The organism is Phenylobacterium sp., from assembly GCF_035944335.1.
Lineage (GTDB): Bacteria > Pseudomonadota > Alphaproteobacteria > Caulobacterales > Caulobacteraceae > Phenylobacterium.
This window is the reverse complement of sequence record NZ_DASZBG010000040.1, coordinates 158,389-183,992: the sequence shown is the minus strand read 5'-3', so window position 1 is coordinate 183,992 and position 25,604 is coordinate 158,389. Positions and strand designations below refer to the sequence as shown.

General features: G+C 69.7%; 24 protein-coding genes. 19 read left to right on the top strand and 5 right to left on the bottom strand.

Annotated features, from left to right (window positions below):
- Positions 1-50 precede the first annotated feature (50 nt).
- The 9 genes from VGT80_RS07985 to VGT80_RS07945 all read left to right on the top strand — a co-directional run bounded on the left by VGT80_RS07985 (position 51) and on the right by VGT80_RS07945 (position 8,300).
- Positions 51-347 (top strand): FtsB family cell division protein, encoded by a 297-nt coding sequence (locus VGT80_RS07985; RefSeq protein ID WP_327454571.1) that lies wholly within the window; start codon positions 51-53, stop codon positions 345-347.
- A gap of 51 nt (positions 348-398) precedes the next feature.
- A complete protein-coding gene (gene pdhA, locus VGT80_RS07980) occupies positions 399-1,448 on the top strand; it encodes a pyruvate dehydrogenase (acetyl-transferring) E1 component subunit alpha (RefSeq protein ID WP_327454569.1) in 1,050 nt (349 codons plus the stop codon).
- Complete coding sequence (locus tag VGT80_RS07975; protein WP_327454567.1) at positions 1,445-2,872, top strand: pyruvate dehydrogenase complex E1 component subunit beta; 1,428 nt, start codon at positions 1,445-1,447, stop codon at positions 2,870-2,872. Before pdhA ends, VGT80_RS07975 begins: the two co-directional genes overlap by 4 nt.
- Positions 2,869-3,276, top strand: a complete 408-nt coding sequence (locus VGT80_RS07970) for a GFA family protein (protein ID WP_327454565.1) — start codon at positions 2,869-2,871, stop codon at positions 3,274-3,276. Before VGT80_RS07975 ends, VGT80_RS07970 begins: the two co-directional genes overlap by 4 nt.
- The gene (locus tag VGT80_RS07965; protein WP_327454563.1) at positions 3,273-3,710 is read left to right on the top strand and encodes an aldehyde-activating protein; all 438 of its coding nucleotides are present in this window, start codon (positions 3,273-3,275) and stop codon (positions 3,708-3,710) included. Before VGT80_RS07970 ends, VGT80_RS07965 begins: the two co-directional genes overlap by 4 nt.
- Positions 3,711-3,713: 3 nt before the next feature.
- Entirely contained in the window at positions 3,714-5,033 is a 1,320-nt protein-coding gene (locus VGT80_RS07960; protein WP_327454561.1) for a pyruvate dehydrogenase complex dihydrolipoamide acetyltransferase, read from the top strand.
- Positions 5,034-5,042: 9 nt separating this feature from the next.
- On the top strand, positions 5,043-5,519 hold the full coding sequence (locus tag VGT80_RS07955; RefSeq protein ID WP_327454559.1) for a glutathione peroxidase: 477 nt from the start codon (positions 5,043-5,045) through the stop codon (positions 5,517-5,519).
- Entirely contained in the window at positions 5,519-6,919 is a 1,401-nt protein-coding gene (lpdA, locus tag VGT80_RS07950; protein WP_327454557.1) for a dihydrolipoyl dehydrogenase, read from the top strand. The genes VGT80_RS07955 and lpdA overlap by 1 nt, the downstream gene beginning before the upstream one ends.
- 109 nt (positions 6,920-7,028) lie before the next feature.
- On the top strand, positions 7,029-8,300 hold the full coding sequence (locus VGT80_RS07945; RefSeq protein ID WP_327454555.1) for a cytochrome P450: 1,272 nt from the start codon (positions 7,029-7,031) through the stop codon (positions 8,298-8,300).
- Between the two features lie 8 nt (positions 8,301-8,308).
- On the opposite strand, the gene VGT80_RS07940 is transcribed toward VGT80_RS07945, so the two are convergent.
- Positions 8,309-9,001 carry an MgtC/SapB family protein gene (locus tag VGT80_RS07940; protein WP_327454553.1) on the bottom strand — a complete coding sequence of 231 codons (693 nt, stop codon included), beginning with the start codon at positions 8,999-9,001 and terminating at the stop codon, positions 8,309-8,311.
- A 36-nt stretch (positions 9,002-9,037) separates the two neighbouring features.
- Between VGT80_RS07940 and VGT80_RS07935 the strand changes: the two genes are divergently transcribed.
- Entirely contained in the window at positions 9,038-9,661 is a 624-nt protein-coding gene (locus tag VGT80_RS07935) for a ParB-like protein (RefSeq protein ID WP_327454551.1), read from the top strand.
- A gap of 5 nt (positions 9,662-9,666) precedes the next feature.
- On the opposite strand, the gene VGT80_RS07930 is transcribed toward VGT80_RS07935, so the two are convergent.
- Together VGT80_RS07930 and VGT80_RS07925 are read right to left on the bottom strand one after the other, a co-directional pair.
- Complete coding sequence (locus VGT80_RS07930; RefSeq protein ID WP_327454549.1) at positions 9,667-10,062, bottom strand: DoxX family protein; 396 nt, start codon at positions 10,060-10,062, stop codon at positions 9,667-9,669.
- Between the two features lie 60 nt (positions 10,063-10,122).
- Entirely contained in the window at positions 10,123-11,685 is a 1,563-nt protein-coding gene (locus VGT80_RS07925) for an AMP-binding protein (protein ID WP_327454547.1), read from the bottom strand.
- A gap of 162 nt (positions 11,686-11,847) precedes the next feature.
- On the opposite strand from VGT80_RS07925, the gene lipA reads away from it, so the two are divergent.
- From lipA to VGT80_RS07910, 3 genes are read left to right on the top strand one after another with little or no spacing between them, the layout of a single operon-like run.
- The gene (gene lipA, locus VGT80_RS07920; RefSeq protein WP_327454545.1) at positions 11,848-12,825 is read left to right on the top strand and encodes a lipoyl synthase; all 978 of its coding nucleotides are present in this window, start codon (positions 11,848-11,850) and stop codon (positions 12,823-12,825) included.
- Between the two features lie 20 nt (positions 12,826-12,845).
- Entirely contained in the window at positions 12,846-13,295 is a 450-nt protein-coding gene (locus VGT80_RS07915; RefSeq protein ID WP_327454578.1) for a type II toxin-antitoxin system RatA family toxin, read from the top strand.
- Complete coding sequence (locus tag VGT80_RS07910; RefSeq protein WP_327454543.1) at positions 13,285-14,241, top strand: 2OG-Fe(II) oxygenase; 957 nt, start codon at positions 13,285-13,287, stop codon at positions 14,239-14,241. The genes VGT80_RS07915 and VGT80_RS07910 overlap by 11 nt, the downstream gene beginning before the upstream one ends.
- Here VGT80_RS07910 and VGT80_RS07905 read toward each other — a convergent pair.
- Complete coding sequence (locus VGT80_RS07905; RefSeq protein WP_327454541.1) at positions 14,238-14,735, bottom strand: CinA family protein; 498 nt, start codon at positions 14,733-14,735, stop codon at positions 14,238-14,240. The genes VGT80_RS07910 and VGT80_RS07905 overlap by 4 nt on opposite strands.
- 86 nt (positions 14,736-14,821) lie before the next feature.
- Here VGT80_RS07905 and VGT80_RS07900 point away from each other — a divergent pair, with 86 nt between their 5' ends.
- The gene (locus VGT80_RS07900) at positions 14,822-17,107 is read left to right on the top strand and encodes a fused MFS/spermidine synthase (protein WP_327454539.1); all 2,286 of its coding nucleotides are present in this window, start codon (positions 14,822-14,824) and stop codon (positions 17,105-17,107) included.
- Here the strand turns inward: VGT80_RS07900 and VGT80_RS07895 are convergent.
- The gene (locus VGT80_RS07895) at positions 17,104-18,249 is read right to left on the bottom strand and encodes a bifunctional 2-C-methyl-D-erythritol 4-phosphate cytidylyltransferase/2-C-methyl-D-erythritol 2,4-cyclodiphosphate synthase (RefSeq protein ID WP_327454537.1); all 1,146 of its coding nucleotides are present in this window, start codon (positions 18,247-18,249) and stop codon (positions 17,104-17,106) included. The two genes, VGT80_RS07900 and VGT80_RS07895, sit on opposite strands and share 4 nt — an antisense overlap.
- 91 nt (positions 18,250-18,340) lie before the next feature.
- On the opposite strand from VGT80_RS07895, the gene dusB reads away from it, so the two are divergent.
- From dusB to VGT80_RS07870, 5 genes are read left to right on the top strand one after another with little or no spacing between them, the layout of a single operon-like run.
- Complete coding sequence (gene dusB / locus VGT80_RS07890) at positions 18,341-19,348, top strand: tRNA dihydrouridine synthase DusB (RefSeq protein ID WP_327454535.1); 1,008 nt, start codon at positions 18,341-18,343, stop codon at positions 19,346-19,348.
- Positions 19,345-20,457: a two-component system sensor histidine kinase NtrB gene (locus tag VGT80_RS07885; protein WP_327454533.1), complete on the top strand. Its 1,113-nt coding sequence runs from the start codon at positions 19,345-19,347 to the stop codon at positions 20,455-20,457. The genes dusB and VGT80_RS07885 overlap by 4 nt, the downstream gene beginning before the upstream one ends.
- A gap of 3 nt (positions 20,458-20,460) precedes the next feature.
- Positions 20,461-21,882: a sigma 54-interacting transcriptional regulator gene (locus tag VGT80_RS07880; RefSeq protein WP_327454531.1), complete on the top strand. Its 1,422-nt coding sequence runs from the start codon at positions 20,461-20,463 to the stop codon at positions 21,880-21,882.
- Between the two features lie 59 nt (positions 21,883-21,941).
- Complete coding sequence (locus VGT80_RS07875; RefSeq protein WP_327454529.1) at positions 21,942-24,167, top strand: PAS domain-containing sensor histidine kinase; 2,226 nt, start codon at positions 21,942-21,944, stop codon at positions 24,165-24,167.
- A 9-nt stretch (positions 24,168-24,176) separates the two neighbouring features.
- The gene (locus VGT80_RS07870) at positions 24,177-25,571 is read left to right on the top strand and encodes a sigma-54 dependent transcriptional regulator (protein ID WP_327454527.1); all 1,395 of its coding nucleotides are present in this window, start codon (positions 24,177-24,179) and stop codon (positions 25,569-25,571) included.
- Positions 25,572-25,604: the final 33 nt, after the last annotated feature.

The window sequence follows — 25,604 nt, the reverse complement described above, 5'->3', positions numbered from 1 at the left end:
ATTAACCACGCCCGCGCCATCTATCCGGATCGCGCCCCGAGGATTCGCCGTTGCTCGCCCGTCTCCGCTCCTATCTGCCGACCGCGGCGCTGGCCTTGCTGATCGTCTATTTCGCGGCAAACGCCTTCACCGGCGAGCAGGGGCTGCTGTCCTCCAACCAGCGCGACGCGACGCTGATGGAGAAGACCCAGGAGCTCGCCGCGCTCCAGGCCCAGCGGGAGGATCTGGAGAAACGCGCCCATCTCCTGCGCGACACCTCGCTTTCCGCCGACTTGCTGGAGGAAAGGGCGCGCTCCCTGCTAGGCTTCGCCGATCCAAGGGATTATGTGATCCGCACGAAGCCATAAGCCCCGGACCGGGGTTTAGTCGGCGCATCAAGACGATCCATGGAGTAACGCATGGCGCGTAGGCAGACCGGCGCGGCCGGTCGGCGGAAGGCCAACGGCGCCGATCCCAAGAGCGGGGCCGGCCCAAATTCGGCAGGCCGGGACGAGCTGCTACGGTACTATCGGGACATGCTGCTGATCCGCCGCTTCGAGGAGCGCGCGGGCCAGCTTTACGGCATGGGCCTGATCGGCGGCTTCTGCCACCTCTACATCGGCCAGGAGGCCATCGCCGTCGGCGTGCAGGCGGTGAAGCAGCCCGGCGACCAGATCATCACCGGCTACCGCGACCACGGCCACATGCTGGCCGCGGGCATGGATCCCAAGGAGGTGATGGCCGAGCTCACGGGCCGGGCCGGCGGCTCGTCCAAGGGCAAGGGCGGGTCGATGCACATGTTCTCGACCGAGGCCGATTTCTACGGCGGCCACGGGATCGTGGGGGCGCAGGTGAGCCTGGGCACGGGCCTCGCGCTGGCCGACAAGTACCGCGACAACGGCAAGGTGAGCTTCACCTATTTCGGGGACGGCGCGGCCAACCAGGGCCAGGTCTACGAGAGCTTCAACATGGCCGAGATCTGGCGGCTGCCGGTGGTCTACATCATCGAGAACAACCAGTACGCCATGGGGACCTCCATCGAGCGGTCGAGCTCGGAGACCCACCTCTACAAGCGCGGCGCTTCGTTCCGCATCCCGGGCGAGGAAGTCGACGGCATGGACGTGACGGCGGTGAAGGCCGCGGCCGGCAAGGCCGCCGAGCACGCCCGTTCGGGAAATGGTCCCTACATCCTCGAGATGAAGACCTACCGCTACCGCGGCCACTCCATGAGCGACCCGGCCAAGTACCGCACCCGCGAGGAGGTCGACGAGATCCGCAAGACCCGCGATCCCATCGACCACGTCGAGGAGCTGTTGGAAAAGCAGGGCTGGGCCGACGAGGCGAGCCTGAAGGCCATCGACGCCGAGGTGAAGAAGATCGTCGCCGACGCCGCCGAGTTCGCCCGCACCAGCCCCGAGCCGGACCCGAAGGAGCTCTACACCGACGTCTATACGGGAGCCTCCGTATGACGGACGTCCTCATGCCCGCCCTGTCTCCGACCATGGAGGAGGGCACGCTCGCCAAATGGCACGTCAAGAAGGGCGACCAGGTTCGCGCCGGCGACGTCATCGCCGAGATCGAGACCGACAAGGCCACCATGGAAGTCGAGGCCGTCGACGAAGGCACGGTCGAGGACATCCTGGTGCCGGAGGGCGCCGAGGGCGTGAAGGTCAATACGCCCATCGCCCGGCTGTCGGGCGAGGAGGGCGCGGCCCCGCCGACCCCGCAGCCGCCGCGGGCTCCCGAGGCGCCCGCAGCGCCGGCCACCGTCAAGGGCGAGGGCGAAGCCTCCGCCGGCGACCCCGAGAAAAAGCCCCCGGAAACCGCGAAACCGAAGCCGGAGGGCGAGGCGACCGCGCCCGTGGCCCCGAAACAGGCCCTGGTCGATCCGGAGCTGCCGAAGGGGACCAACCTCATCAAGCAGACGGTCCGCGACGCCCTGCGCGACGCCATGGCCGAGGAGATGCGGCGCGATCCCGACGTGTTCCTGATGGGCGAGGAGGTGGCCCAGTACCAGGGCGCCTACAAGGTCAGCCGCGACCTGCTGCAGGAATTCGGCGACCGCCGGGTGATCGACACCCCGATCACCGAATATGGCTTCGCCGGCGTCGGCGTGGGCGCAGCCATGGCCGGGCTCAAGCCGATCGTCGAGTTCATGACCTTCAACTTCGCGATGCAGGCCATTGACGCCATTATCAATTCTGCCGCGAAGACGCTCTATATGTCGGGCGGCCAGATCAAGTGTTCGGTGGTGTTCCGCGGCCCGAACGGCGCCGCGGCCCGCGTCGCGGCCCAGCATAGCCAGGACTATGCCGCCTGGTACGGCTCGGTGCCCGGCCTGAAGGTCGTCGCACCCTATGACGCGGCCGACGCCAAGGCCCTGCTGAAGGCCGCGATCCGCGACCCGAACCCGGTCGTCTTCCTCGAGAACGAGATGCTCTACGGCCTCGAGTTCGATGTGCCCGAGGGCATCGACTGGGTGCTGCCGATCGGCAAGGCCAAGGTGCGCCGCGAAGGGACCGGCGTCACCCTGGTCAGCTATTCGCGGATGGTCGGCTTCTGCCTGCAGGCGGCCGAACAGCTGGCCGCCGAGGGCATCGAGGCCGAGGTCATCGACCTGCGCACTATCCGGCCGATGGACATCGAGACGGTCATCGAAAGCGTCAAGAAGACCAACCGGCTGGTCACCGTCGAGGAAGGCTGGGGCCCCATGGGCGTCGGCGCCGAGGTGGCGGCCAAGGTGGTGGAACTGGCTTTTGACTACCTCGACGCGCCGCCCGCGCGCGTCCACCAGGAGGACGTCCCGCTGCCCTATGCGGCCAACCTCGAAGCCCTGTCGCTGCCTTCCGTCGAGAAGATTGTGAAGGCGGCCAAGGCGGTGAGCTACAGATGAGCGGAGCTGCCTTCACCTGGCGGGCCGGCGGCTGCCACTGCGGCGGTGTGCGCTTCGAGGTGGCGCTCGGCGAAGTGGTCGAGGCGCAGACCTGCAATTGCTCGATGTGCGGCAAGACCGGCTTCGTCCATGTGATCGTGCCGCAGAGCCGGTTCCGCATCACCAAGGGCGCCGAGCGGCTGAGCGAATACAGCTTCAACACTCGGGTGGCGAAGCACCTGTTCTGCTCCGAATGCGGGGTTAAGAGCTTCTACCGGCCGCGCTCCAACCCCGACGGCTGGAGCGTCAACGCGCGCTGCCTGGACACCACCGAGGGCCTAGACCTGCGCATCGAGGCCTTCGATGGCCGCAACTGGGAAGCCAACGCCCATGGCCTGGCGCACCTGTCGCAGGAGCCGGCATGACGACCCAGCTGGCCGGCCACTGCCACTGCGGCGCGATCCGAGTGATCCTTGAGCCGGGCAAACCCACGGCCGAGCTGCCACTGCGCGCCTGCCAGTGCTCGTTCTGCCGCACGCGCGGCGCGCTGACCACCAGCGACCCCGCCGCCCACCTGTTCGTCGAGGCCGCGCCGGGCTCGATCAACCGCTACCGCTTCGGCCTGCGGGTCACCGACTTCCTGCTCTGCGAGGAATGTGGGACCTATGTGGCCGCGGTCAGCGAGACCGAGGCCGGGCTGATCGGCGTTCTGAACGTCCGCGGCACGGGCCTGCACGGCTTCGAGGGGCGCGAGCCCGACCCCATGATCTATGACGACGAAACCGCCGACCAGCGCCTGGCCCGCCGCCAGCACCGCTGGATGCCGGTCAGCGTCGTCGAAGTCCAACCGAGCATCTAACGCATGTCTATCGACGTCCTCATGCCCGCGCTGTCGCCCACCATGGAGGAGGGCACGCTGGCCAAATGGCACGTGAAAAAGGGTGACCAGGTGAAGTCCGGCGACGTCATCGCCGAGATCGAGACCGACAAGGCCACCATGGAAGTCGAAGCCGTCGACGAAGGCACGGTCGAGGACATCCTGGTGGCGGAAGGCACGGAGGGCGTGAAGGTCAACGCCCCGATCGCCCGGCTCTCCGGCGACGAGGTCGGCAGCCCGCCGCCACCGCCGAAAGCCGACGCCCCGAAAGCCGAGACCCCAAAGGTCGAGGCGCCCAAGGCCGACGCTCCGAAGCCGGCGCCCGAACCCGCGCCGCAGCCAGCCCCGGCCAAGGCCGCGCCGGCGACCGCCGCGGCCGCAGATGGAGGCCGGATCTTCGCCTCGCCGCTCGCCCGCCGCATCGCCGAGCAGAAGGGCATCGACCTTACCGGCGTCCAGGGCTCCGGCCCGCACGGCCGCATCGTCAAGGCCGACGTGGAAAGCGCCAAGCCCGGTCAGGCCGCGCCGCGTCCGGCGCAGGCGCCCGCCGGGGCTCCGCAGGCGACCGCTGCGCCCCGCCAGGTCCAGAGCCTTGAGCAGCAGGGCATCGCGCCCGGCAGCTACGACCTCATTCCGCTGGACGGCATGCGCAAGACCGTCGCGCGGCGGATGACCGAGAGCTTCCGCGACGTGCCGCACTTCCCGCTGACCATCGACCTGGAGATCGATGGCCTGCTGGCGGCCCGCGCCAAGATCAACGGCCTGCTCGAGAAGGACGGGGTGAAGGTCAGCGTCAACGACATGGTCATCAAGGCCGCCGCCGTGGCCCTGAAGCGGGTGCCCGAGGCCAACGCCTCCTACACCCCCGAGGGCATCGCCATGCACCACCACGCCGACGTGGCCATGGCCGTGGCCGTGCCGCACGGCCTGATCACCCCGATCATCTTCCAGGCCGAGACCAAGGGCCTGGCGCAGATCGCCGCCGAGGCCAAGGATCTGGCCGAGCGGGCGCGCAACAAGAAGCTGAAGCCCGAGGAATATCTGGGCGGCACCTTCTCGGTCTCCAACCTCGGCATGTTCGGCATCAAATCCTTCGCCTCGATCATCAACCAGCCGCAGGGCGCGATCATGAGCGTCGGCGTCGGCGAGAAACGCCCCGTGGTGCGCGGCGACCAGCTGGCCGTGGCCACCGTGATGAGCGTGACGCTCACCTGCGATCACCGGGTGGTGGACGGGGCGACCGGCGCGCGGTTCCTGGCCGCCTTCCGCGCCCTGATCGAAGACCCGATCACCATGATCGTCTGAGGTCAGCCGATGAGCCTCTACGACTTCAGCGCAGAGACCCTGGACGGCCAGCCTGCGCCGCTGCGCGAGCATCAGGGCAAGGTGGTCCTGATCGTCAACACCGCCTCCAAGTGCGGCTTCACCGGCCAGTACGCGGGTCTCGAGGCGCTTTATCGCAAATATCGCGACCGCGGCCTGGTGGTGCTGGGCTTCCCCTGCAACCAGTTCGGCAAGCAGGAGCCGGGCGACGCGGCCGAGATCGCCAGTTTCTGCTCGCTCACCTACGACGTCGACTTCCCGATGATGCGCAAGATCGACGTCAACGGCCCCCAGGCCCACCCGCTCTACGCCTACCTCAAGAAGGCCAGGAAGGGCGTGCTGGGCACCGAGGCCATCAAGTGGAACTTCACCAAGTTCCTGGTCGACCGGACGGGGGAGGTGACCGGCCGCTTCCCGCCCACTGCTGAACCCCAGGCGCTGGAAGGCGCGATCGAGGCGCTGCTCTGATGGACTTCGACGTCATCATCATCGGCTCCGGACCCGGCGGCTATGTCACCGCCATCCGCGCGGCGCAGCTCGGCCTGAAGACCGCCATCGTGGAGCGGGAGCTGCTGGGCGGCATCTGCCTGAACTGGGGCTGCATCCCCACCAAGGCGCTGCTGCGCTGCGGCGACATCTACGAACAGCTCGGCCACCTGAGCGACTACGGCCTGTCGGCGGAGAACCGCGCCTACGATTTCTCGAAGGTCATCGCGCGCTCGCGCAAGGTCGCCGCCCAGCTCAATTCCGGCGTCGCCTTCCTGATGAAGAAGCACAAGATCGAAGTGATCGAGGGCGCGGCGAAGCTGGAGAAGGGCAATCCCGCGCCCAAGGTCGTGGTCGCCCTCAAGGCCGGCGGTTCGCGCACCGTGCAGGCGAAGTCGGTGATCCTGGCCACCGGCGCCCGGGCCCGCACCTTTCCCGACACCGGCCTGGTCCCCGATGGCGAGCGCGTCTGGACCTATCGCGAGGCCCTGGTCCCGAAGACGGCGCCGAAGAAGCTGATCGTCATCGGTTCCGGCGCCATCGGCATCGAATTCGCGAGCTTCTACCGCGCACTAGGCTCGGAAGTTACGGTGATCGAGATGCTCCCGCGCATCCTGCCCGTCGAGGACGAGGAGGTCAGCAAGGCGGCGCACAAGGCCTTCGAGAAGCGCGGCATCCAGTTCCGCGTGCCGGCCAGCGTTAAGAAGCTGACCAAGTCCAAGACCGCCGTCTCGGTGGAGATCGAGGTCGGCGGCAAGGCCGAGACCCTGGAGGGCGAGGTGGCCATCGTCGCGGTCGGCATCGTCGGCAATGTCGAGGACATGGGCCTCGAGGCCCTGGGCGTGAAGATCGAGAAGACCCACGTGGTGACCGACGATCATGGCGCGACCGGCGTTGCGGGCCTCTACGCCATCGGCGATGTCGCCGGCCCGCCCTGGCTGGCCCATAAGGCGAGCCACGAGGGCGTCCACTGCATCGAGCACATCGCCGGGTTGAAGCCCGCCAACCTCAACGCCCCGATCCCGGGCTGCACCTATTCGAACCCGCAGATCGCTTCGGTGGGCCTGACCGAGGCACAGGCGGAAGAGCAGGGGCTGGAGCCCAAGGTCGGCCGCTTCCCGTTCCGCGTGAACGGCAAGGCGATCGCCATGGGCGAGACCGAGGGCTTCGTGAAGACGGTGTTCGACGGCAAGAGCGGGGCGCTGATCGGCGCCCACATGATCGGCGCCGAGGTCACCGAGATGATCCAGGGCTTCGCGCTCGCCATGACGCTGGAAGCCACCGAGGCCGAGCTGCAGGCGACGGTCTTCCCGCACCCGACCATGAGCGAGGCGATGCACGAGGCCTCCCTCGACGCCTATGGCAAGGTGCTGCACATCTGAGGGTGCGCGCCCACTGGCGCTTGCGCTTCGGCCGCTGCGGGGGCTCAATCGTCTGACAAGCCGCACCGCGGACGGGAGTCTCAACCGCGGGCGACGCCGGGAGGTCGCGATGCACGACGGGTCTGTGGACATCAAGGCCGAGGCCAGGGCCCGGATCTACGCCCAGCCGATCGAGGCGGTGGACCCCGCCCAGCCGGACCTGTTCGCTCAGGACGCCATGTGGCCGATCTTCGAGCGCCTGCGCGCCGAGGCGCCGGTGCATTTCACCGACTCGCCCACCCACGGCGGCTTCTGGTCGATCAGCCGCTGGGACGACATCATGCGGGTCGATTCCGACCACAAGGCCTTCTCCTCGGCCGACGGCATCACCCTGCAGAGCCTGGAATCCAAGGCCGAGCAGGCCCGACGCGGCACGCGGCCGAGCTTCATCTCCATGGACCCGCCGCGCCACGACGAGCAGCGCAAGACGGTGAGCCCTGTGGTCGCGCCCTCGAATCTGCAGGTCCTCGGTCCGCTGATCCGCGAGCGGGCCGGGCAGATCCTCGACGCCTTGCCGATCGGCGAGGAATTCGACTGGGTCGAGCACGTCTCCAAAGAGCTGACGGCCATGACCCTGGCCACCCTGTTCGACTTCCCGCAGGCGGAAAGGAAGCTACTTCCCTTCTGGTCGGACATGATGACCAACGCGCCGGGCCACGGGCCGGTGGAGAGCTGGGAGCACAAGCGCACCGAGCTCGACAATATGGTCGCCCGCTTCACAGACATGTGGAACGAGCGGGTCAATGCGCCGCCGTCGGGCGACCTGATCTCCATGCTGGCCCACGGCCCCTCGACGCGGAACATGGACCGGGCGGAGTACGCCGGGAACCTCGGCCTCCTGATCATCGGCGGCAACGACACAACGCGGAACACCATCTCGGGCTCGGTCTATGCGCTGAACAAGCACCCGGCCGAGTACGACAAGCTGCGGGCCAACCCGAGCCTGATCCCCTCCATGGTCTCCGAGACCATCCGCTGGCAGACGCCGCTGGCGCACATGGCGCGCACGGCCACCGAGGACGTCCAGATCGGCGGCCGGACCATCAAGGCCGGCGACCGGGTCTCCATGTGGTACGTCTCCGGCAACCGCGACGCCGAGGTGGTCGAGGACCCCGACGGCTACATCATCGACCGCGAGCGGCCGCGCCATCACATGTCGTTCGGCTTCGGCATCCACCGCTGCGTCGGCAACCGCCTGGCCGAACTCCAGCTGACCATCATCTGGGAAGAGATCATGAAGCGCTTCCCGACCATCGACCTGACAGCCGAGCCGCTGCGCACCCACTCGATCTTCGTGAAGGGCTACGAGACCCTGCCGGTGGTGATCCCGCGCCGAAACTAGGCGCCAGCCTATTTGCTGATCCGCGAGAGTTCGAATTCCGCAAGCGCGGGCAGGGCGCGCAGGTGCTCGGCGAGATCGTCGAAGGCGCGGTCACGCCGGGCCATCAGGTTGCCGCTGAACTCCAGGATGGCGCCGTCGTGCGAGCGGGCGTAGCTGAGCTCGCGCATGGAGACGCCGCGCGCGGCGAGCATGGCCTGCAGCCCGGCCTTGTCGGGCGCCTCGGGGGTGCGGAAGCGAAACACCGACCAGGCGTAGACCTGGGCGGGCAGCCGATCCTCGACCCAGCGCAGCATCAGCAGGGTCGCCACCACGCCCAGGGTCGCAAACCCCGCCGGGACGTAGGCGCCCACGCCGCAAAGCAGGCCGATGGCCGCCGTCGCCCAGACCGAGGCCGCCGTCGTGAGGCCCTGGACGTTGACCCCTTCCTTGAAGATCACGCCCGCGCCCAGGAAGCCAATGCCGGTCATCACACCCTGCGCCAGGCGCGTGGGGTCGAGCCGCGCCGCCCCGCCCGGAAAGACGCCCGGCGCGAAGGTGGGGGCCAGCGAGACCATGACGGCGGCCGCCGCCGCCAGCCCCACGAGCGCATGGGTCCTGAAGCCGGCGGCGCGCCCATGGAAGCTGCGCTCCGCGCCGATCACGGCGCCGGCGGTCCAGGCGGCGCCCAGTCCCGCGGCGACTTGCAGGTAGATGGATGTCATGGGCCTACCTAAGGTGACGTATTCCGGGAGTAAGCCATGTCCGCGCGCGAGCCGGTACTCAATCCCGTTCCGATCGAGGATTTGCGCCCCACCCAGATCACGGTGGGCTTTCGAGAGGTCGGCGAGAAACGGCTGCAGTGGCGCGAACACGCGAGCGGTGAGAAGGGCTCGGAGTTCCTTGGCCGGCACATGGTGCCGGTGGTCCTGGGGCCCAAGGAGAAGCGCTACGTCATCGACCACCACCACCTGGTTCGCGCCCTGCTCGACGAAGGCGTGGAGGAGCTCCTGGTCAATGTGATCGCCGACCTAAGCCGGTTGAAGAAGACGGAATTCTGGATCTTCCTCGACAATCGCAGCTGGTGTCACCCCTACGACGAGGAGGGCCGGCGTCGGGGGTTCGACGACATCCCGTCGTCAATTGCCGGCATGACGGACGATCCCTATCGCAGCCTGGCCGGTGAACTGAGGCGCGCGGGCGGCTTCGCCAAGGAGAGCACCGCCTTCAGCGAGTTCATGTGGGCCGACTTCCTGCGCCGGCGGCTGAAGCCGAAGCTCCTGGCGGACGACTTTTCCGCCGCGCTGACCAAGGCGCTGAAGCTCGCCAGGTCCGACGCCGCCGACCACCTGCCCGGATGGTGCGGCCCAGATCCGATCGTCTGACGAGACTACGGCCGCTTGCGCACGACCGCATCGAGGCTCCATTCCCCGCCGCCGGCCACCGCCAGGTAGAGGAAGACGAAGCAGTAGAGCACCGCCTCGCCGCCCTGGTTCACGCCGGGCCAGAAGCTCTGCGGGAAGTGGGCGGTGAAATAGGCGATGGCCATTTCGCCCGAGCAGATGAAAGCGGCGATGCGGGTGAACAGGCCGAGCGTCACCAGAACGCCGCCGACCACCTCGATCGCCGCAGCCGCGATCAGCATCGGCGGCAGGGGATCGGGCGCGCCCGGCTGGGCGATAGGAAAGTGCACGAGCTTCATCAGGCCGTGTTCGAGGAACAGTAGGCCCGCGAAGATGCGCAGAAGCGACAGGACGCGAGGTGACCAGACGACAAGGTTCGACATCGGCAGCTCCCGGAGGAAGGGGACAGGGACGCTTACTGCGGGCAGTGACCGCCCGAGGCTCTAAGCCGCCCGACTGGCGCGCAGATCGGCGTCGACGATGCGCTGCAGGGCCACGTAGTCGGTCTTGCCGGTGCCGAGCACGGGGATTTCCGGCACGCGGATGATCTTGCGGGGCACGGCGATCTCCGGCGCGCCCACCGATTGCGCATGGCTGACCAGCGGGCCGGCGTCGGCGTCTCTGCGGTCGGTGACCAGCACCAGCCGCTCGCCCTTCTTGGCGTCTGCCACCGCCACCACCGCGTGGCGGCCGTCGGGCCAGACGGAGGCGGCGAGGTCTTCGGCCGCCGTCAGCGAGACCATCTCGCCGCCGACCTTGGCGAAGCGCTTCACCCGGCCGAGGATTTTCACCCAGCCGTCCTCATCGAGCGAGACCACGTCGCCGGTGTCGTGCCAGCCATCCTCCGGCGCGTCGACGCCGCCGTCGGAGCGCAGGTAGCCGGCCATGACGTTCGGCCCACGCACATAGAGGCGTCCGCCGCCGGGAATGCCGTCGACGGGCTCCAGCCGCACCTCCATGCCGGGCAGCAGGCCGCCGACCGTGCCGCGGCGGTTGTCGGTGGGCTTGTTCACCGCGATCACCGGCGAGGCCTCGGTCGCGCCATAGCCCTCCAGCAGCGGCACCGGGCCGAACCGTTCGTGGATCAGGTTGTGGGTCTCGTCGCGCACCTTCTCGGCGCCGCAGACCACGAACCGCAGGCCCGACAGTTCGCCCGGCTCGGCCGAGCGGGCGTACTGGTTCACGAAGGTGTCCGTGGCCAGGAGGATCGAGGCGCCGGTGTCCTTCACCAGCGGCGGAATCTGCTTGATGTGCAGCGGCGAGGGGTACTGGAAGGCCTTCATGCCGGTAAGGATCGGCAGGAGCACCCCGCCGGTCAGGCCGAAGCAGTGGAAGATCGGCAAGGGATTGAACATCACCCAGGCCGGGTCGAGGTCGATATGGGCCGCCACCTGGCGGACGTTGGCCACCAGGTTCGCCTGGGTCAGCATCACGCCGCGCGGCGCGCCGAAGCTGCCGGAGGTGAACAGGATCACGCCGGGATCACCGGGCTGGGTCCTGACCGCAAAGTTCTTCGGGAAGGCGCTGGCCGCGGCGGCGAACAGCTTGTCCGACAAGCCCACTGTCTCGCGCACGTCCTCCAGGTAGGTGACGGTCGTCAGGCTCTCGAGGGCATCGATCAGGTCATGCAGCTTGCCCTGTTCGACGAAGCGATGGGAGGTCAGCACCCGCTTCACGCCGGCCAGCTCGCAGGCGGCGCGCAGGTTGCGGAGGCCGGAGGTGAAGTTGAGCATGGTCGGCACGCGGCCGAAGGCGTGCAGGGCGAAGAAGGTCACCACCCCGCCGGCGCTGGAGGGCAGCATGACGCCCACCCGCTCGCCGGGCCGGGTGAAGGCGGCGATCTTGCGGCCCAGGGCGAAAGCGGCGCGGATCAGGGCGGTGTAGGAGAGGGGATTGCGCTCCTGGTCTTCCAGAATCGGTTTCTTGGCGCCGAACTCGCGGCGCGCCTCGACCAGGGCCTCGAAGACGGTCGTGTCGGCCTGGCGGGCGTCGAAACTACGCAGCACGGGCAGGTTCCTCCCCCGGACCCTTCCGGCCCTTGTTTCCCGAGCCAGACCCTATCCGCCGACCAAGGCATTGAAAAGATCGGTTACAGAGCGTGAGGCCTAGAAGGACCCCGCGCGCATTCGCGGCTTGATCCCGAGCCCCTGACCGCCGATCTAGGGCCCATGGCCGTGGTCATCGACAAATTGGGCGAACCCCGCCCGCGCCACCCGGAAAAGCAGAACCGCCCGGAGACGCCGCTGCTGCGCAAGCCGGACTGGCTGCGGGTTCGCGCGCCTGGGTCGCCGGGCTATGCCGCCACCCGCGAGATCGTGAAGACGCACCGGCTGGTGACGGTCTGCGAGGAGGCGGCCTGTCCCAACATCGGCGAGTGCTGGGACAAGAGCCACGCCACCTTCATGATCCTGGGCGAGGTCTGCACGCGGGCCTGCGCCTTCTGCAACGTCGCCACCGGAAAGCCCGACGCCCTCGATCCTGACGAGCCGGCCCGGGTCGGCGACGCGGTCGCCAAGATGGGCCTCAAGCACGTGGTCATCACCTCGGTGGACCGCGACGACCTGACCGACGGCGGGGCCGGACAGTTCGTGGGCGTGATCCGGGCGATCCGGGCGGCCTCGCCGGGCACGACGGTCGAGATCCTGACGCCCGATTTCATGCGCAAGCCGCTCAGCGCCGTCGAGGCGGTGATCGACGCCAGGCCCGATGTCTTCAACCACAACCTGGAGACCGTGCCGCGGCTCTATCTCTCCATCCGTCCAGGCGCCCGCTACTACAATTCGCTGCGCCTGCTGGAGCGGGTGAAGGAGCGCGATCCGACCCAGTTCACCAAGTCGGGCGTTATGGTGGGCCTGGGGGAGAGCAAGGAAGAGGTGATGCAGGTGATGGACGACATGCGTTCGGCCGGCGTCGACTTCATCACCATCGGCCAATATCTGCAGCCGACCCGCAAGCACGCCGCCATCGACCGCTTCGTGCATCCCGACGAGTTCCGCGGCCTGGAAGAGATCGCCCGGGCCAAGGGCTTCCTGATGGTCTCGGCGAGCCCGCTGACGCGGTCCTCGCACCACGCCGGCGAGGACTTCGCCCGGCTGCAGGCCGCCCGGACAGCCAAGGATGGCCGGACCAAGGACGCAGCCGCCTAGTGCGCCATCACGTCTCCAGAATGCTGCCCTACACGCCGGACCAGCTGTTCCGGCTGGTGGGCGACGTGGAGGCCTATCCCGACTTCGTGCCGTGGATCAACGCCATGCGGACCTGGAACCCGCGCCACCTCAGCCACGGGGTGGACAGCGTCGACGCCGAGGCCGGGGTCGGCTTCGCCTTCCTGAAGGAGCGGTTCGCCACCCGCGTGCGCCGCGACGGCCTGAACCGGCAGATCGATGTCTCCCTGCTCTCCGGGCCGTTCAAGCAGCTGGACAACCGCTGGCGCTTCCTCGACGCCGGCCACGGCTGCACGCGCGTCGAATTCGACATCGAGTTCGCCTTCAAGTCCCGGCTGCTGGAAGCGCTGCTCACCGCCAATTTCTCGCAGGCCGTGGAGAAGCTGATGGTCTGTTTCGAGGCCCGCGCGAAGAACCTCTACGGCCACCCGGCCGGCGCCGATGCCGGCTGAGCCCCGCGCCGAAGACGTCCTCCAGGAACAGGCTGACGCAGGCGACGCCCAGGCCAGCTATGAGCTCGGCCGGCGCCGGCTGGTCGGCGACCGCGCCGCGTTCCGGCCGGAGGAGGGCGCCCGCCGCATCGCCCAGGCCGGCGATCTCGGCCACCCCGAGGCCATGGCGCTGGCCGCCACCCTGGCGGCCGCCGGCGTCGGGCGGCCGCAGAGTTGGCCCGAGGCCTTCACCCTGCTGCAGGCCGCCGCCGACCGGGGCCACGCCGGCGCCGCGCGCCAGCTCGACCTCTTGACCCGGGTCCCTGGCCTCGACGCCTGGCTCTCGCCGCCGCCGCGCACGCCGATCTGCGAGGCCCCGCGGGTGCGCACGATCTCCGGGTTCCTGTCGCCGGAGGTCTGCCGCTGGGTGATGGACCTCGCCGCGCCACGCCTGCGCCCGGCGAGCCGCATCGATCCGGCCAGTGGGCGCGAGGCGCCGCATCCCGGGCGGACCAACGACCTGTGCGTCATCGACGTGCTGAGCGCCGACGTGATCTTCGTCCTGGTCCGCGCTCGCATTTCGGCGGCTCTCGATATCCCCGCGGCCTGTTTCGAACCGACCCAGATCCTGCGCTATCGCGTGGGCCAGGCCTTCGCGCCGCACTTCGACTTCCTCGATCCCGGCGACCTCACCACCTACGACACGGGCCAGGTCTATGACGGCCAGCGGATCGTCACCTTCCTGATCTATCTGAACGACGGCTTCGAGGGCGGCGAGACGGCTTTTCCGCGGGCCGAGCTGAAGGTGCGCGGGGCCGTGGGCGAGGCGGTCTATTTCGCCAACGTCGATCTCGACCAGAAGCCGGACAAGGCCTCGCTGCACGCGGGCCTGCCGCCCACCCGCGGCGAGAAGTGGGTGCTCTCCCAGTGGATCCACGACCGGCCGTTCACCGGCGTCGGCGGCTAGGCCTCCGCCATTCGCTCGCGCAGCATGGCGAGCGCCGACTGCACCGCCGCCAGCTGGATGCCCTCGCGGTCCTCGATCTCGAAGAACTCCTGCCGGTGCATCAGGCCGTGATTGGTCCGGGCGGTGGCGATGTGGACCGTGCCGACGGGCTTCATGGGCGTGCCGCCGCCGGGGCCCGCGATGCCGGTAATGGCGACCGAGACATGGGCGTTGGAATTCTCCAGCGCGCCCTCGGCCATCATTCGCGCGACCGGCTCGGAGACCGCGCCGAGGTCGGCGATCAGGTCGCCGGGCACCCCCAGCATCTCCTGCTTGGCCCGATTGGAGTAGGTGACGAAGCCACGCTCGAAGACGTCCGAAGCGCCGGACACCATGCAGATGGCGCCGGCCACCAGCCCCCCGGTGCAGCTCTCGGCCGTGACGATCCGCAGCGACCGCTCCCGCGCCTCGTCCACCAGCAGGCGGGCAAGGGTGACGATCTCCAGCGAAAACATGCGGGCGCGACCTCTTAACGGCTCATAAGCTCGGGTTCGGCGAGACCAGAGCATCGCTCGCGCCTCTGCATCAAGGCGATTCGCGCATGACCTCCGCCGCCGTCCCGACGCGCCCGGCCGTTCGCTTGCCGCCGGCGCTGTTCGCCGCGACCGTGTTCGCCAGCGCGGCCCTGGTGTTCATGGTCGAGCCGATGGTCGCCAAGCTGGTCCTGCCCCTCTTGGGCGGCAGCCCGTCGGTGTGGAACACCAGCCTGGCGTTCTTCCAGTTCGCGCTGCTGATCGGCTACGGCTACGCCCACCTGCTGCAGCGGATGCGGAGCCTCCGGACCCAGGGCGTCGTCCACATGGCCGTGGTCGCCCTGGCCGCGCTCGCCCTGCCGCTGCGGATCGACGAGCTGTTCGGCCCGCCGACCTCGGACCATCCGGCGCTGTGGCTGCTGGGCGTGTTGCTGGCCTCGATCGGCGCGCCCTTCGCCGTGCTCTCGGCCACCGCGCCGCTCGTCCAGGCCTGGCACGCGCGCACCGTGGCCGCGGAGGCGGGCCGCGAGCCCTATGTGCTCTACGCCGCCAGCAATCTCGGCAGCCTCCTGGCGCTGCTCGCCTATCCGATCGTCGTCGAGCCCACGATCACGCTCAGGGCCCAGACGCTGGGCTGGAGCCTGGGCTACGGCGCCTTCGCCCTGTTGCTGGCCAGCCTGGCCATGATCTGCGCGCGGGCGCCGGACCTCACCGGCGCGCCGCGCGACGACGCCTCTGCCCCGCCAATCGCTTGGCGCGAGCGGCTCATCTGGGTGGCGCTGGCGGCGATTCCGTCGAGCCTGATGTTGGGCGTGACCACCCACTTGACTACGGACGTCGCCTCGGCGCCCTTCCTCTGGGTCGCGCCGCTGGCGCTCTACCTCCTGAGCTTCGTCGTCGCCTTCCAGGCCAAGCCGGCGATCTCGCCGCGCCTCACCCTGCTGCTGCAGGCCGCCGCGGTCGCCGCCTGCGCCTCGCTGCTGCCCTTCCGCCTCACCGCCTTTCCCCTGCAGCTCGTGGTCCACCTCGGCGCCTTCTTCTTCACCGCCCTGATGTGCCATAGCGCGCTCGTGGCGCGGCGCCCGCCAGCCGGGCGGTTGACCGAGTTCTATCTCTGGATGTCGCTGGGCGGGGTGATCGGCGGATCGTTCAACGCCTTCCTGGCCCCTGTGATCTTCGACAACGTCTGGGAATATCCGATCGTGCTGGCGCTCGCCTGCCTGGCGCGGCCGCGCAGCGAGCTGCCGGACCGGGCGGGGCCGTGGCTATTGTTTGCCCTCGGCCTGCTCTGCGCGCTCGCGACGCCGGTGCTGATCGGAGTCGCCCCGCCGCACCTGCATGGACGGCCCGTACTGGGTTCGCTCACCGACGTCCAGTTGCTGGACATCGGCGGCCACGCCCTGCTCGGCGCCTCGGCGATCGCCGCCGTCCTGCTGCGCGACCGCCGGTTGCTGTTCTTCGGGGTGATCGCGGTGCTGTCCATGGGCGCAAGCGCGGCGGCGGATCGGTTGAACGCAACGGCCACGTGGCGCAGCTTCTTCGGCGTGCTGCGCGAATCCGAGACCCGCGCCGATCCGCTGGGCGGCCGCGTCCGGATGCTCGCCCACGGCACCACCCTGCACGGAGCCCAGGCGCTGGCGCCGGAGTGGCGCTGCCATCCGCTGGTCTACTACACGCCCAGCACGCCCATCGGGCAGGTGATCCTGACGAAGCAGCAGCAGACGGGCGCCCTGCGCATGGGCGCCGTCGGCCTCGGCACCGGGTCGGTGGCGGCCTATGTCCGGCCCGCCGACCACCTGACCTTCTTCGAGATCGATCCGCTGGTGATCCGCATCTCCACCGATCCGAGACACTTCAGCTATACGACGCACTGCGCCCAGGGCCCCGTCGACTATGTGGTCGGCGACGCGCGCCTGACGCTCGCCCGCCAGCCGCAGGGCGTGTTCGACGTGCTGCTGATCGACGCCTTCTCCTCCGACGCGGTGCCGGCCCACCTGCTGACCGTGGAGGCGGTGCGCGGCTATCTCGGCCACCTGAAGCCGGACGGCGTCGTCATCCTGCACCTGTCGAACCGGAACCTGGACTTGAACGGCCCGGCCCAGGCGGTCGCCAGGGCGGCCGGCGGCTACGGCCTGATCCAGAACTATCAGCCGGCCGGCCATGCCTTCTGGGAGTCGGCGGAAGATGCGGTGATCATTGGCAAGTCGCCCGCCGCCATCGCGGCCTTCGCCCACGACCGGCGCTGGAGGTCGGCCGATCCGACCCTCGCCCGGCCCTGGACGGACGACTACACGAACCTGGTGGGCGCGCTTTGGCGGCGGCTGAAGGAAAGGTGGACCTGGTTGCCGGGCTAAGCCGGGACTTCCACGGTCACGATCGCCTGGGCCATGATGCCTTCCTCGCGGCCCGTGAAGCCCATGCCCTCGGTCGTGGTCGCCTTGACGCCCACCCGGTCCACCGCGACGCCCAGCAGGTCGGCGATGCGGGCCCGCATGTCCTGGCGATGCGGCCCGACCTTGGGCCGCTCGCAGATGAGGGTGATGTCGGCGTTGACGACGCGCCCGCCGCGCGCCTGCACCAGGGACACCGCATGGCGCAGAAACTGATCCGAGGACGCGCCTTTCCAACGCTTGTCGCTGGGCGGGAAGTGCTCGCCGATGTCGCCGGCGCCGATCGCGCCCAGCACGGCGTCGGTGAGGGCATGCAGGCCCGCGTCGGCGTCGGAGTGGCCCACCAGGCCGAGCTCATGCTCGATGCGGATGCCGCAGAGCCAGACCACGTCGCCAGGACCGAAGCGGTGGGCGTCGATGCCCAGGCCGGTGCGCACGATCCGCCGCGAGGCCGCCAGCTGCTCGGCCAGCAGGAAGTCCTCGGGATAGGTCAGCTTCATCAGCATCGGATCGCCGGGAACCATGGCCACATGGCCGCCGGCGCGCTCCAGCACCGCGGCGTCGTCCGTCGGCTCCTCATTGGCCGGCCAGCGGCGATAGGCAGCCTTCAGTCGGCCCACCCGGAAGGCCTGCGGCGTCTGCGCCCGCCACAGGCCCTCGCGGGAGACGGTCTCGTCGATCAGGCCCTCGCCGCGCTTCAGGGTGTCGGCGACGGGGAGGGCGGGCACCGCGCCGTCCGCCAGGTCCAGGGCGGCCAGCAGCCGGCCGACGTGGTCGCGCGAGACGAAGGGCCGCGCGGCGTCGTGGATCAGCACCGGCTGGGTGCGCGTCGCGGTGATCCCGGCCAGGCCCGCCTGCACGGAGTCGGCGCGCGTTTGGCCCCCGGTGACCGCCTTCCATCCCTCCAGGCCGCCGAGGGCTTCGTCGATCTGGCCGAGACGATCGCGAGCGACGACGACGATGACCTCGCGGGCCCCGGCGGACAGCAGCCCTTCGACCGACCAGCGGACGATCGGCTTGCCCCCCAGGCTGCGCCAGACTTTCGGTTCGCCAGGACCGGCTCGCAAGCCCGCGCCCGCGGCCACCACCACCGCCGAAAAACTCATGGCTCATCCTTTAAGCAACCGGCCGCGCTTGTTCCAGCTTTACGGCGCGGCACAAACTGCCTAAAAACTCGGCGGGGCCAGTGATCGAAAAATGAGCAGAATGGTGAAGGTTGGGGACCTGGAGATCGGCGGCCGGTGCTGGATTGCGCCGATGACCGGCGTGTCCGACCTGCCGTTCAGGCGCGCGGCCAGCCGCCAGGGCGCGGCCTACGTCGCCACCGAGATGGTGGCCTGCGCCGAGTTCTCGAGGGGTCGCCCGGACGTCGTGCGCCGCGCCGCGGTGGGCGAGGGGCTGCCGTTGATGGTGGTCCAGCTGGTCGGCCGCGATCCGGCCCACGTCGCCGAGGGCGCGAAGCTCGCCGCCCGGGCCGGCGCCCAGGTCATCGACCTCAATTTCGGCTGTCCGGCCAAGGAGGTCACCGGCGCGCTCTCCGGATCGGCGCTGATGCGCGAGCCGGAGCTGGCGGCGAGCCTGATGGCGGCGGCGGTCGAAGCCGTGGATGTGCCGGTGACCGTCAAGATGCGGCTGGGCTGGGACGACGCGTCCAGGAACGCGCCAGAGATCGCGGCCCGCGCCGAGGCCCTGGGCGTCCAGGCGGTGACGATCCACGGCCGCACCCGCTGCCAGTTCTACAAGGGCTGCGCCGACTGGACCGCCGTGCGGGCGGTGAAGGCGGCGGTCTCCATCCCCGTGGTGGTCAATGGCGACATCACCGATGGGGCGACGGCGCGGGCGGCGCTGGACGCCTCGGGCGCCGACGCCGTGATGGTCGGCCGTGGCGTCTATGGCCGGCCGTGGATCGCCGCGCAGATCGAGGCGGAGCTGGACGGCCGGCCGTTCGAGGCGCCGCCGGCCGGGCCGCGGCTCGCCATCGCGCTGGATCACTTTCGCGACAGCCTGACGTTCTACGGCGACCGGCTGGGCCTGAAGATCTTCCGCAAGCACCTGGCCGGCTACATCGAGCAGGCGCCGTGGCCCGCCGATCCCCTGGCCCGCCGCGCCGCCCGCGCCGAGCTGTGCCGGCTGGAGGACGCCGACGCCGTCGAGCAGGCTCTGACCCGCCTCTGGACCGACCCCGAACGGCGGCTGGCCGCATGACCACGCGCACGCTCAGCCAGTCCCAACCGCGCGACGCGGAGGCCCTGAAGGCCGCCGCCTTCGACCTCAGCCCCGATCCCTCCATGGTGATCGACGCGGAGGGGGCTCTGGTCGCCGTCAACGAAGCCGCCGAGGCGCTGTTCGGCCACGGGCTCAGCCTCCTGGCGCGCGGCCGCTTCCTGTCGGCCCTGCCGCCGGGGTCGTCGCTGGCCTCGCTCCTGGAGCGCGCTCGGGCCGAGGACGCGCGGGTGCGGGAGCGCGGCGTCGAGATCAATCTGTTCGGCCTGCCGCCGTTCGAGGCCGACGGCGCGGCCGCGCCCCTGGGCGACGGCTCGGTGCTGCTCACGCTTTCGGTGAAGGCCGGACTGGGCGTCGAGCGGGGCGGTGCGGACGCCGCGGGCCTCTCCTCGATCATGGGTCTTGGGCGCATGCTGGCCCACGAGATCAAGAACCCGCTGGCCGGCATCCGCGGCGCCGCCCAGCTGCTGAAGATGGGCGCCAAGGCCGAGGACCAGCCGCTGGCCCAGCTGATCGTCGACGAGACCGACCGCGTGACCCGGCTCGTGGACCGCATGGAGGAGTTCTCCGAGGACGTCCTGCCGACCTTCGCGCCGGTCAACATCCACGAGGTGCTGGATCGGGTGCGCGCCCTAGTCGCCAACGGCGCGGCGGACGACCTAGTGATGCGCGAGCAGTACGATCCCTCGCTGCCGCCGGTGCTCGGCGACGAGGACCAGTTGATCCAGATCTTCCTGAACCTGGTGAAGAACGCCGCCGAAGCCGCCCACGCGCGCGGCGACGGGCGCGGCGAGATCGCCATCTTCACCGCCTATCGCCACGGCGTCCGGGTGCGGGCGACCCGGGGCCAGACCCTGCGCGGCGCGCCGCTCGAGGTGCGCATCCAGGACAATGGACCCGGCGTCGCCGCCCACCTGCGCGAACACCTCTTCCAGCCCTTCGTGACCTCCAAGCCGCAGGGCGCGGGCCTCGGGCTCGCCGCCGTCGCCAAGCTGGTCGCCGCCCATGGCGGCATGATCGATTTCGACTCCGAACCGGGGCGCACGACATTCCGCGTGCTGCTGCCCATTGTTTCGCTGGGGGACGTCTAGGGTATGAACGCGATCGCCAAGAAGATCCTGATCGCCGACGATGACGCCTCCATCCGGCTGGTGCTCTCCCAGGCGTTCACGCGCCTCGGCTACCAGGTGCGCGCCACCGGCAACGCCGCGACCCTCCTGAAGTGGGTGTCGGAAGGCGAGGGCGACCTCGTGGTCACCGACGTGGTCATGCCCGACGAGAACGTGTTCAACGTCCTGCCGCGCATCCGCAAGCAGCGCCCGAAGCTGCCGATCATCGTGATGAGCGCCCAGAACAACCTGATCACGGCGGTCAACGCGGCCGAGGTGGGCGCCTTCGAATATGTGCCCAAGCCCTTCGACCTGGACGACATGACCGGGGCGGCGCGGCGCGCGCTCTCGCGGCCGGCGGACAGCGAGGCGGCCAAGGCCCAGGCCCGCGCGGTCCGCGACGATCGCCTGCCGCTGATCGGGCGCTCGGCGCCGATGCAGGAGGTCTATCGCACCATCGCGCGCCTGGTCGGCGCGGACCTGACGGTGCTGATCACCGGCGAGAGCGGCGCGGGCAAGGAGCTGGTCGCCCGCGCCCTGCACGACATGGGTCGCCGCCGCGACGGCAAGTTCGTGGTCATCAACCTGGCGGCCGTGCCGCGCGAGCGGGTCGAGACCGAGCTGTTCGGCAAGGACGACGGCTCGGTCGGCAAGCTGGTGGAGGCCGACGGCGGCACCCTGTTCCTGGACGAGATCGGCGACATGCCGCTCGACGCCCAGACGCGGCTGCTCAGGGTCATCGACGGTTCCGAGCCGGCCATCAATCCCAAGACCAACCGGCGACCGAACGCGCGGATCATCGCGGCCACCAATCGCGACCTGCGCGGCCTGATCCAGCAAGGCTTGTTCCGAGAGGACCTGTTCTTCCGCCTGAACGTCGCGCCGCTGCGGCTGCCGCCGCTTCGCGACCGCACCGAGGACATCCCCGACCTGGCGCGGGCCTTCCTGCTTCGCGCCAGCCGCGAGGGCCTGCCGTCCAAGACCATCGACGCCGGCGCGCTCGACCGGCTGAAACTGCATCCTTGGCCGGGCAATGTCCGGGAGCTGGAGAATCTGATCCGCCGGATCTGCGCCCTCTACGGCGAGGACCTGATCACCGCCCGCATCGTGGAGCGCGAGCTCGCCGATCAAGCCCCGGTGATCGGCGGCGAGGACAAGCCCGCCACCCTGTCGCAACTGGTCGAGCGCAAGCTCTCCTCCTACTTCGCCGACCAGCCGGAGGGCCTGCCGCCCGCCGGCCTCTACGATCGGGTGCTGGAAGACGTGGAGCGCCCGCTGATCCAGCTGACCCTGTCGGCCACGCGCGGAAACCAGGTGCGGGCCGCCGAGATCCTCGGCCTCAACCGCAACACCCTGCGCAAAAAGATCCAGGACCTGGGCGTGGAAATCAGCCGCGGCCGACGCTGACGCTTTGACGCAACATCGCTGTTGCATTTGGGGCACTGTGGCTTAGGCTCACCCGCTTCATGGCGTCGGTCACTCAGTACATTCCAGGCGGCGCGATCACAGCGGACCGGTTCCGGCGCGCCCTGCAGTCGCGGCTCGTCCTGGGCTGCAGCTACGGCCTCGCCGCCGGCCTGACCGGCCTCGCGATCCTGCTCGCGGCCTCGCCGCCGGCCACTGGTCCGATCGGCCCGGCGAGCCAATTGATCCTCACCGTCCTCAGCTTCAACCTGATGCTGATCCTGGCCCTGACCGCGGTCGTGGCCTTGCAGGTGGCCGCCTTGCTGCGCGCCCGCGAGCGCGACGCCGGCGCGCGGCTGCACCTTCGCTTCGTCAGGCTGTTCGCGCTCGCCGCCGTGGCGCCGGCCATCGTCGTGGCGGTGTTCTATGGCGTGCTGGTGAGCCGCGGCGTGGAGAACTGGTTCAGCACCCGCGTGCAGACGGTGGTGGAAAACTCCGCGACGGTGCTCCGGTCCTACGTGGAGGACCAGCAGCGCTACATCGGCCAGCATGTGCCCCTGATGGCCCGCGACCTCAACCGCGTCGCCCCGGAGCTGCAGGCGAGCCCGATCGCCTTCAACCACTACCTGGAGACCCTGGCCTCCTATCACGCCTTCCCGGCCGCCTATCTGATCGACCGCGAAGGCCGGGTGCTGGCCCGCGCCGAGACGGCCGACGCGCCGGCCTATGTGGTGCCGCCCGCCAGCAGCTTCCGCGCGGCGGACGAGGGCGACATCGACGTGCCCGCCTTCGATTCCACCGACCTGATGCGCGCGGTCTATCGCCTGAAGGCCTATCCCGACGCCTACCTTTACGTGGTGCGGCCCCTGGAGAAGGGGATCATCAGCCACCTGCGCGACGCCGAGGGCAGCCTGGTCTCCTATCGCGAGGCCGCGCAGAACCGGCAGCGCATCCAGACCATCTTCGCCCTCTCCTATGCCGAGACGGCGCTGCTGGTGCTGGTGGGCGCCGTCTGGCTCGGCCTGTGGTCGGCCAATGCGATCTCGGCGCCGGTGGCGCGCCTCGTGCAGGCCGCGGGCCGGGTCGCCGGCGGCGATCTCAGCGCCCGGGTGGACGCCGAGAGCGATCCCGAGGAGATCGCCGTCTTGTCTCGTGCTTTCAACAGTATGACGCACGATCTTCAGGCGCAGCAGGAAGCGCTGCGGCGCGCCAGCCTCGAGGCCGAGGAGCGGCGGGAGTTCATCGAGACCGTACTGGCTGGCGTCAGCGCCGGGGTCATAGGCCTGGATGGGCGCGGCCGCATTTCGGCGGCCAACCGCCAGGCCGTGCGACTGCTGGCGCTGCCCGGCGACCATGGCCGCGGCCGCAAGCTCGCCGAGGTCGCCCCCGAATTCGCCGAGGTCGTCGAGACGGCCGGCCGCAACGGGCAGGGCGAGGCCGAGATCGACGTGGTGCGCGGCCGCGACACGCGGCGGCTGCGGATCCACGCCACGCGCAGCGAAGGCGGGCTGGTGCTGACCTTCGACGATATCACCCGCCTGGTGGCCGCCCAGCGCAACGCGGCCTGGCGCGACGTCGCCCGCCGCATCGCCCACGAGATCAAGAATCCGCTGACGCCGATCCAGCTGTCGGCCGAGCGGCTGCGCAAGAAGTACCGCAAGACCGTGCCGCCCGACGACGTGGAGATCTTCGATCGCTGCACCGACACCATCGTACGCCAGGTGGGCGACATCGGCCGGATGGTGGACGAGTTCTCCGCCTTCGCCCGGATGCCGGCCCCCAAGTTCGCGGCCCACGATGCGGCCGAGCTGTTGCGCGAAGCGGTCTTCGCCCAGCGGGTGGCGAGCCCGGACATCGAGGTGGAGCTCGAAGATCCCGTGCCGCACGTCGAGGTGCTGGCCGACGAACGCATGCTGGCCCAGGCGCTGGGCAACGTCCTGAAGAACGCCGCCGAGGCGGTGGGCGCGCGCATGGCCGCCGAGCCCCGCCTGAAGGGCAAGGTCCACGCTCGGCTGAGGGCCGACGACGAGGGCGTCGTCTTCGAAGTGGAGGACAATGGCGTCGGCCTGCCGTCGAAGGATCGCGACCGGCTGACGGAACCCTATGTGACGACGCGCGAGAAGGGCACGGGCCTGGGCCTGGCCATCGTCAAGCGCATCCTGGAAGACCACGGCGGCGAGATCGAGCTCGCCGACGCGCGCGAGGGCAAGGGCGCCCTGGCGGTCCTGCGACTACCCCCTGCAACACGCGTGCGCCGTGAGCCCACGCCCCAAACCGCGACGGCTTGAAGGTGAGTGATGGCGTCTGACGTGCTGGTGGTCGATGACGAGGCCGACATCCGCGACCTGGTCGCCGGGATTCTGACGGATGAAGGCTATGCGGTGCGAACCGCCAACGACTCGGAGTCGGCGCTGGCGGCCGTGAAGGCCCGCAAGCCGGCGCTGCTGATCCTCGACATTTGGATGGCCGGCGGCGGGATGGACGGGCTTGAGCTGCTCGACCTGGTCAAGGCCCTCGACGCCGACCTGCCGGTGATCATGATCTCCGGCCACGGCAACATCGAGACCGCGGTCAGCTCGATCAAGCGCGGCGCCTACGAGTTCCTGGAAAAGCCCTTCAAGTCCGACCGGCTGCTGCTGGTGGTGGAACGGGCGCTGGAGGCGACCAGCCTCAAGCGCGAGAACCGCCGCCTGCGCACCCAGGCGATCACCCCGGACGGCCTGATCGGCAAGTCGGTGGCCGCCCAGCAGCTGCGCAACATGGTCGCCAAGCTGGCCGGCGCCAACAGCCGGGTGCTGATCTCTGGTCCGCCGGGGGCCGGCAAGGAGACCGTGGCGCGGATGATCCACGCCGCCGGCCACCGGACCCGCAGCGAGTTCGTGGTGCTGTCGGCCGCCGGCATGACGCCGGAGCGGATCGACGTGGAGCTGTTCGGCGAGGAAGGCGAGGGCGGTCGGCCGGCCAAGATCGGGGTCTTCGAGCGCGCCCACGGCGGGACGCTCTACCTCGACAAGGTCGCCGACATGCCGCGCGAGACCCAGAGCCGCATCCTGCGGGTGCTGGTGGAGCAGCGGTTCCGGCGCGTGGGCGGATCGTCCGACGTGCAGGTGGACGTCCGGGTGATCTCCTCGACGTCGCGCGACCTGCGCGAAGAGATCGCCGCAGGCCGGTTCCGCGAGGACCTGTTCCACCGCCTGAACGTGGTGCCGATCAATGTGCCGGGGCTGTCGGAACGGCGCGAGGACATCCCCGAGTTGGTGGACTATTTCATCGACCGGATTTGCGAGGCCTCGGGCCTGCCACGCCGCCGGCTGGCCGACGACGCGATGGCCGCCCTGCAGGTGCGGCCGTGGCCGGGCAATGTGCGCCAGCTGCGCAACAACGTGGAGCGGATCCTGATCCTCGCGCCGGGCCAGGGCGGCGACGCCATCAGCGCCGACATGCTGCCGGCCGAGGCGACGGTGAACGAGCAGTCGGCCGGCCTGGGCGCCGAGCGGATCATTTCGCTGCCGCTGCGCGAGGCGCGCGAGGTGTTCGAGCGCGAGTACCTGAACGCCCAGATGCTGCGCTTCTCCGGCAATATCTCGCGCACCGCGGCCTTCATCGGCATGGAGCGCTCTGCCCTGCATCGCAAGCTGAAGTCGCTGGGGCTCTCCGGGGCCCGGGCGGCGCTGGAGGAGGCCGTCGGCTGATGGGACTGCTTCGCCAAGGCTTCGCAGGCCACG

Bases quoted from the DNA above. Each gene is read 5' to 3' on its own strand.
- dusB (WP_327454535.1), top strand. From the start codon at position 18,341: ATGAGCAGAATGGTGAAGGTTGGGGACCTGGAGATCGGCGGCCGGTGC.
- VGT80_RS07880 (WP_327454531.1), top strand. From the start codon at position 20,461: ATGAACGCGATCGCCAAGAAGATCCTGATCGCCGACGATGACGCCTCC.
- VGT80_RS07870 (WP_327454527.1), top strand. From the start codon at position 24,177: ATGGCGTCTGACGTGCTGGTGGTCGATGACGAGGCCGACATCCGCGAC.
- lipA (WP_327454545.1), top strand. From the start codon at position 11,848: ATGGCCGTGGTCATCGACAAATTGGGCGAACCCCGCCCGCGCCACCCG.
- VGT80_RS07940 (WP_327454553.1), bottom strand. From the start codon at position 9,001: ATGACATCCATCTACCTGCAAGTCGCCGCGGGACTGGGCGCCGCCTGG.
- VGT80_RS07965 (WP_327454563.1), top strand. From the start codon at position 3,273: ATGACGACCCAGCTGGCCGGCCACTGCCACTGCGGCGCGATCCGAGTG.
- VGT80_RS07960 (WP_327454561.1), top strand. From the start codon at position 3,714: ATGTCTATCGACGTCCTCATGCCCGCGCTGTCGCCCACCATGGAGGAG.
- VGT80_RS07885 (WP_327454533.1), top strand. From the start codon at position 19,345: ATGACCACGCGCACGCTCAGCCAGTCCCAACCGCGCGACGCGGAGGCC.
- lpdA (WP_327454557.1), top strand. From the start codon at position 5,519: ATGGACTTCGACGTCATCATCATCGGCTCCGGACCCGGCGGCTATGTC.
- VGT80_RS07910 (WP_327454543.1), top strand. From the start codon at position 13,285: ATGCCGGCTGAGCCCCGCGCCGAAGACGTCCTCCAGGAACAGGCTGAC.
- VGT80_RS07895 (WP_327454537.1), bottom strand. From the start codon at position 18,249: ATGAGTTTTTCGGCGGTGGTGGTGGCCGCGGGCGCGGGCTTGCGAGCC.
- VGT80_RS07930 (WP_327454549.1), bottom strand. From the start codon at position 10,062: ATGTCGAACCTTGTCGTCTGGTCACCTCGCGTCCTGTCGCTTCTGCGC.
- VGT80_RS07935 (WP_327454551.1), top strand. From the start codon at position 9,038: ATGTCCGCGCGCGAGCCGGTACTCAATCCCGTTCCGATCGAGGATTTG.
- VGT80_RS07975 (WP_327454567.1), top strand. From the start codon at position 1,445: ATGACGGACGTCCTCATGCCCGCCCTGTCTCCGACCATGGAGGAGGGC.
- VGT80_RS07955 (WP_327454559.1), top strand. From the start codon at position 5,043: ATGAGCCTCTACGACTTCAGCGCAGAGACCCTGGACGGCCAGCCTGCG.
- VGT80_RS07915 (WP_327454578.1), top strand. From the start codon at position 12,846: ATGCTGCCCTACACGCCGGACCAGCTGTTCCGGCTGGTGGGCGACGTG.
- VGT80_RS07900 (WP_327454539.1), top strand. From the start codon at position 14,822: ATGACCTCCGCCGCCGTCCCGACGCGCCCGGCCGTTCGCTTGCCGCCG.
- VGT80_RS07945 (WP_327454555.1), top strand. From the start codon at position 7,029: ATGCACGACGGGTCTGTGGACATCAAGGCCGAGGCCAGGGCCCGGATC.
- VGT80_RS07905 (WP_327454541.1), bottom strand. From the start codon at position 14,735: ATGTTTTCGCTGGAGATCGTCACCCTTGCCCGCCTGCTGGTGGACGAG.
- pdhA (WP_327454569.1), top strand. From the start codon at position 399: ATGGCGCGTAGGCAGACCGGCGCGGCCGGTCGGCGGAAGGCCAACGGC.
- VGT80_RS07970 (WP_327454565.1), top strand. From the start codon at position 2,869: ATGAGCGGAGCTGCCTTCACCTGGCGGGCCGGCGGCTGCCACTGCGGC.
- VGT80_RS07875 (WP_327454529.1), top strand. From the start codon at position 21,942: ATGGCGTCGGTCACTCAGTACATTCCAGGCGGCGCGATCACAGCGGAC.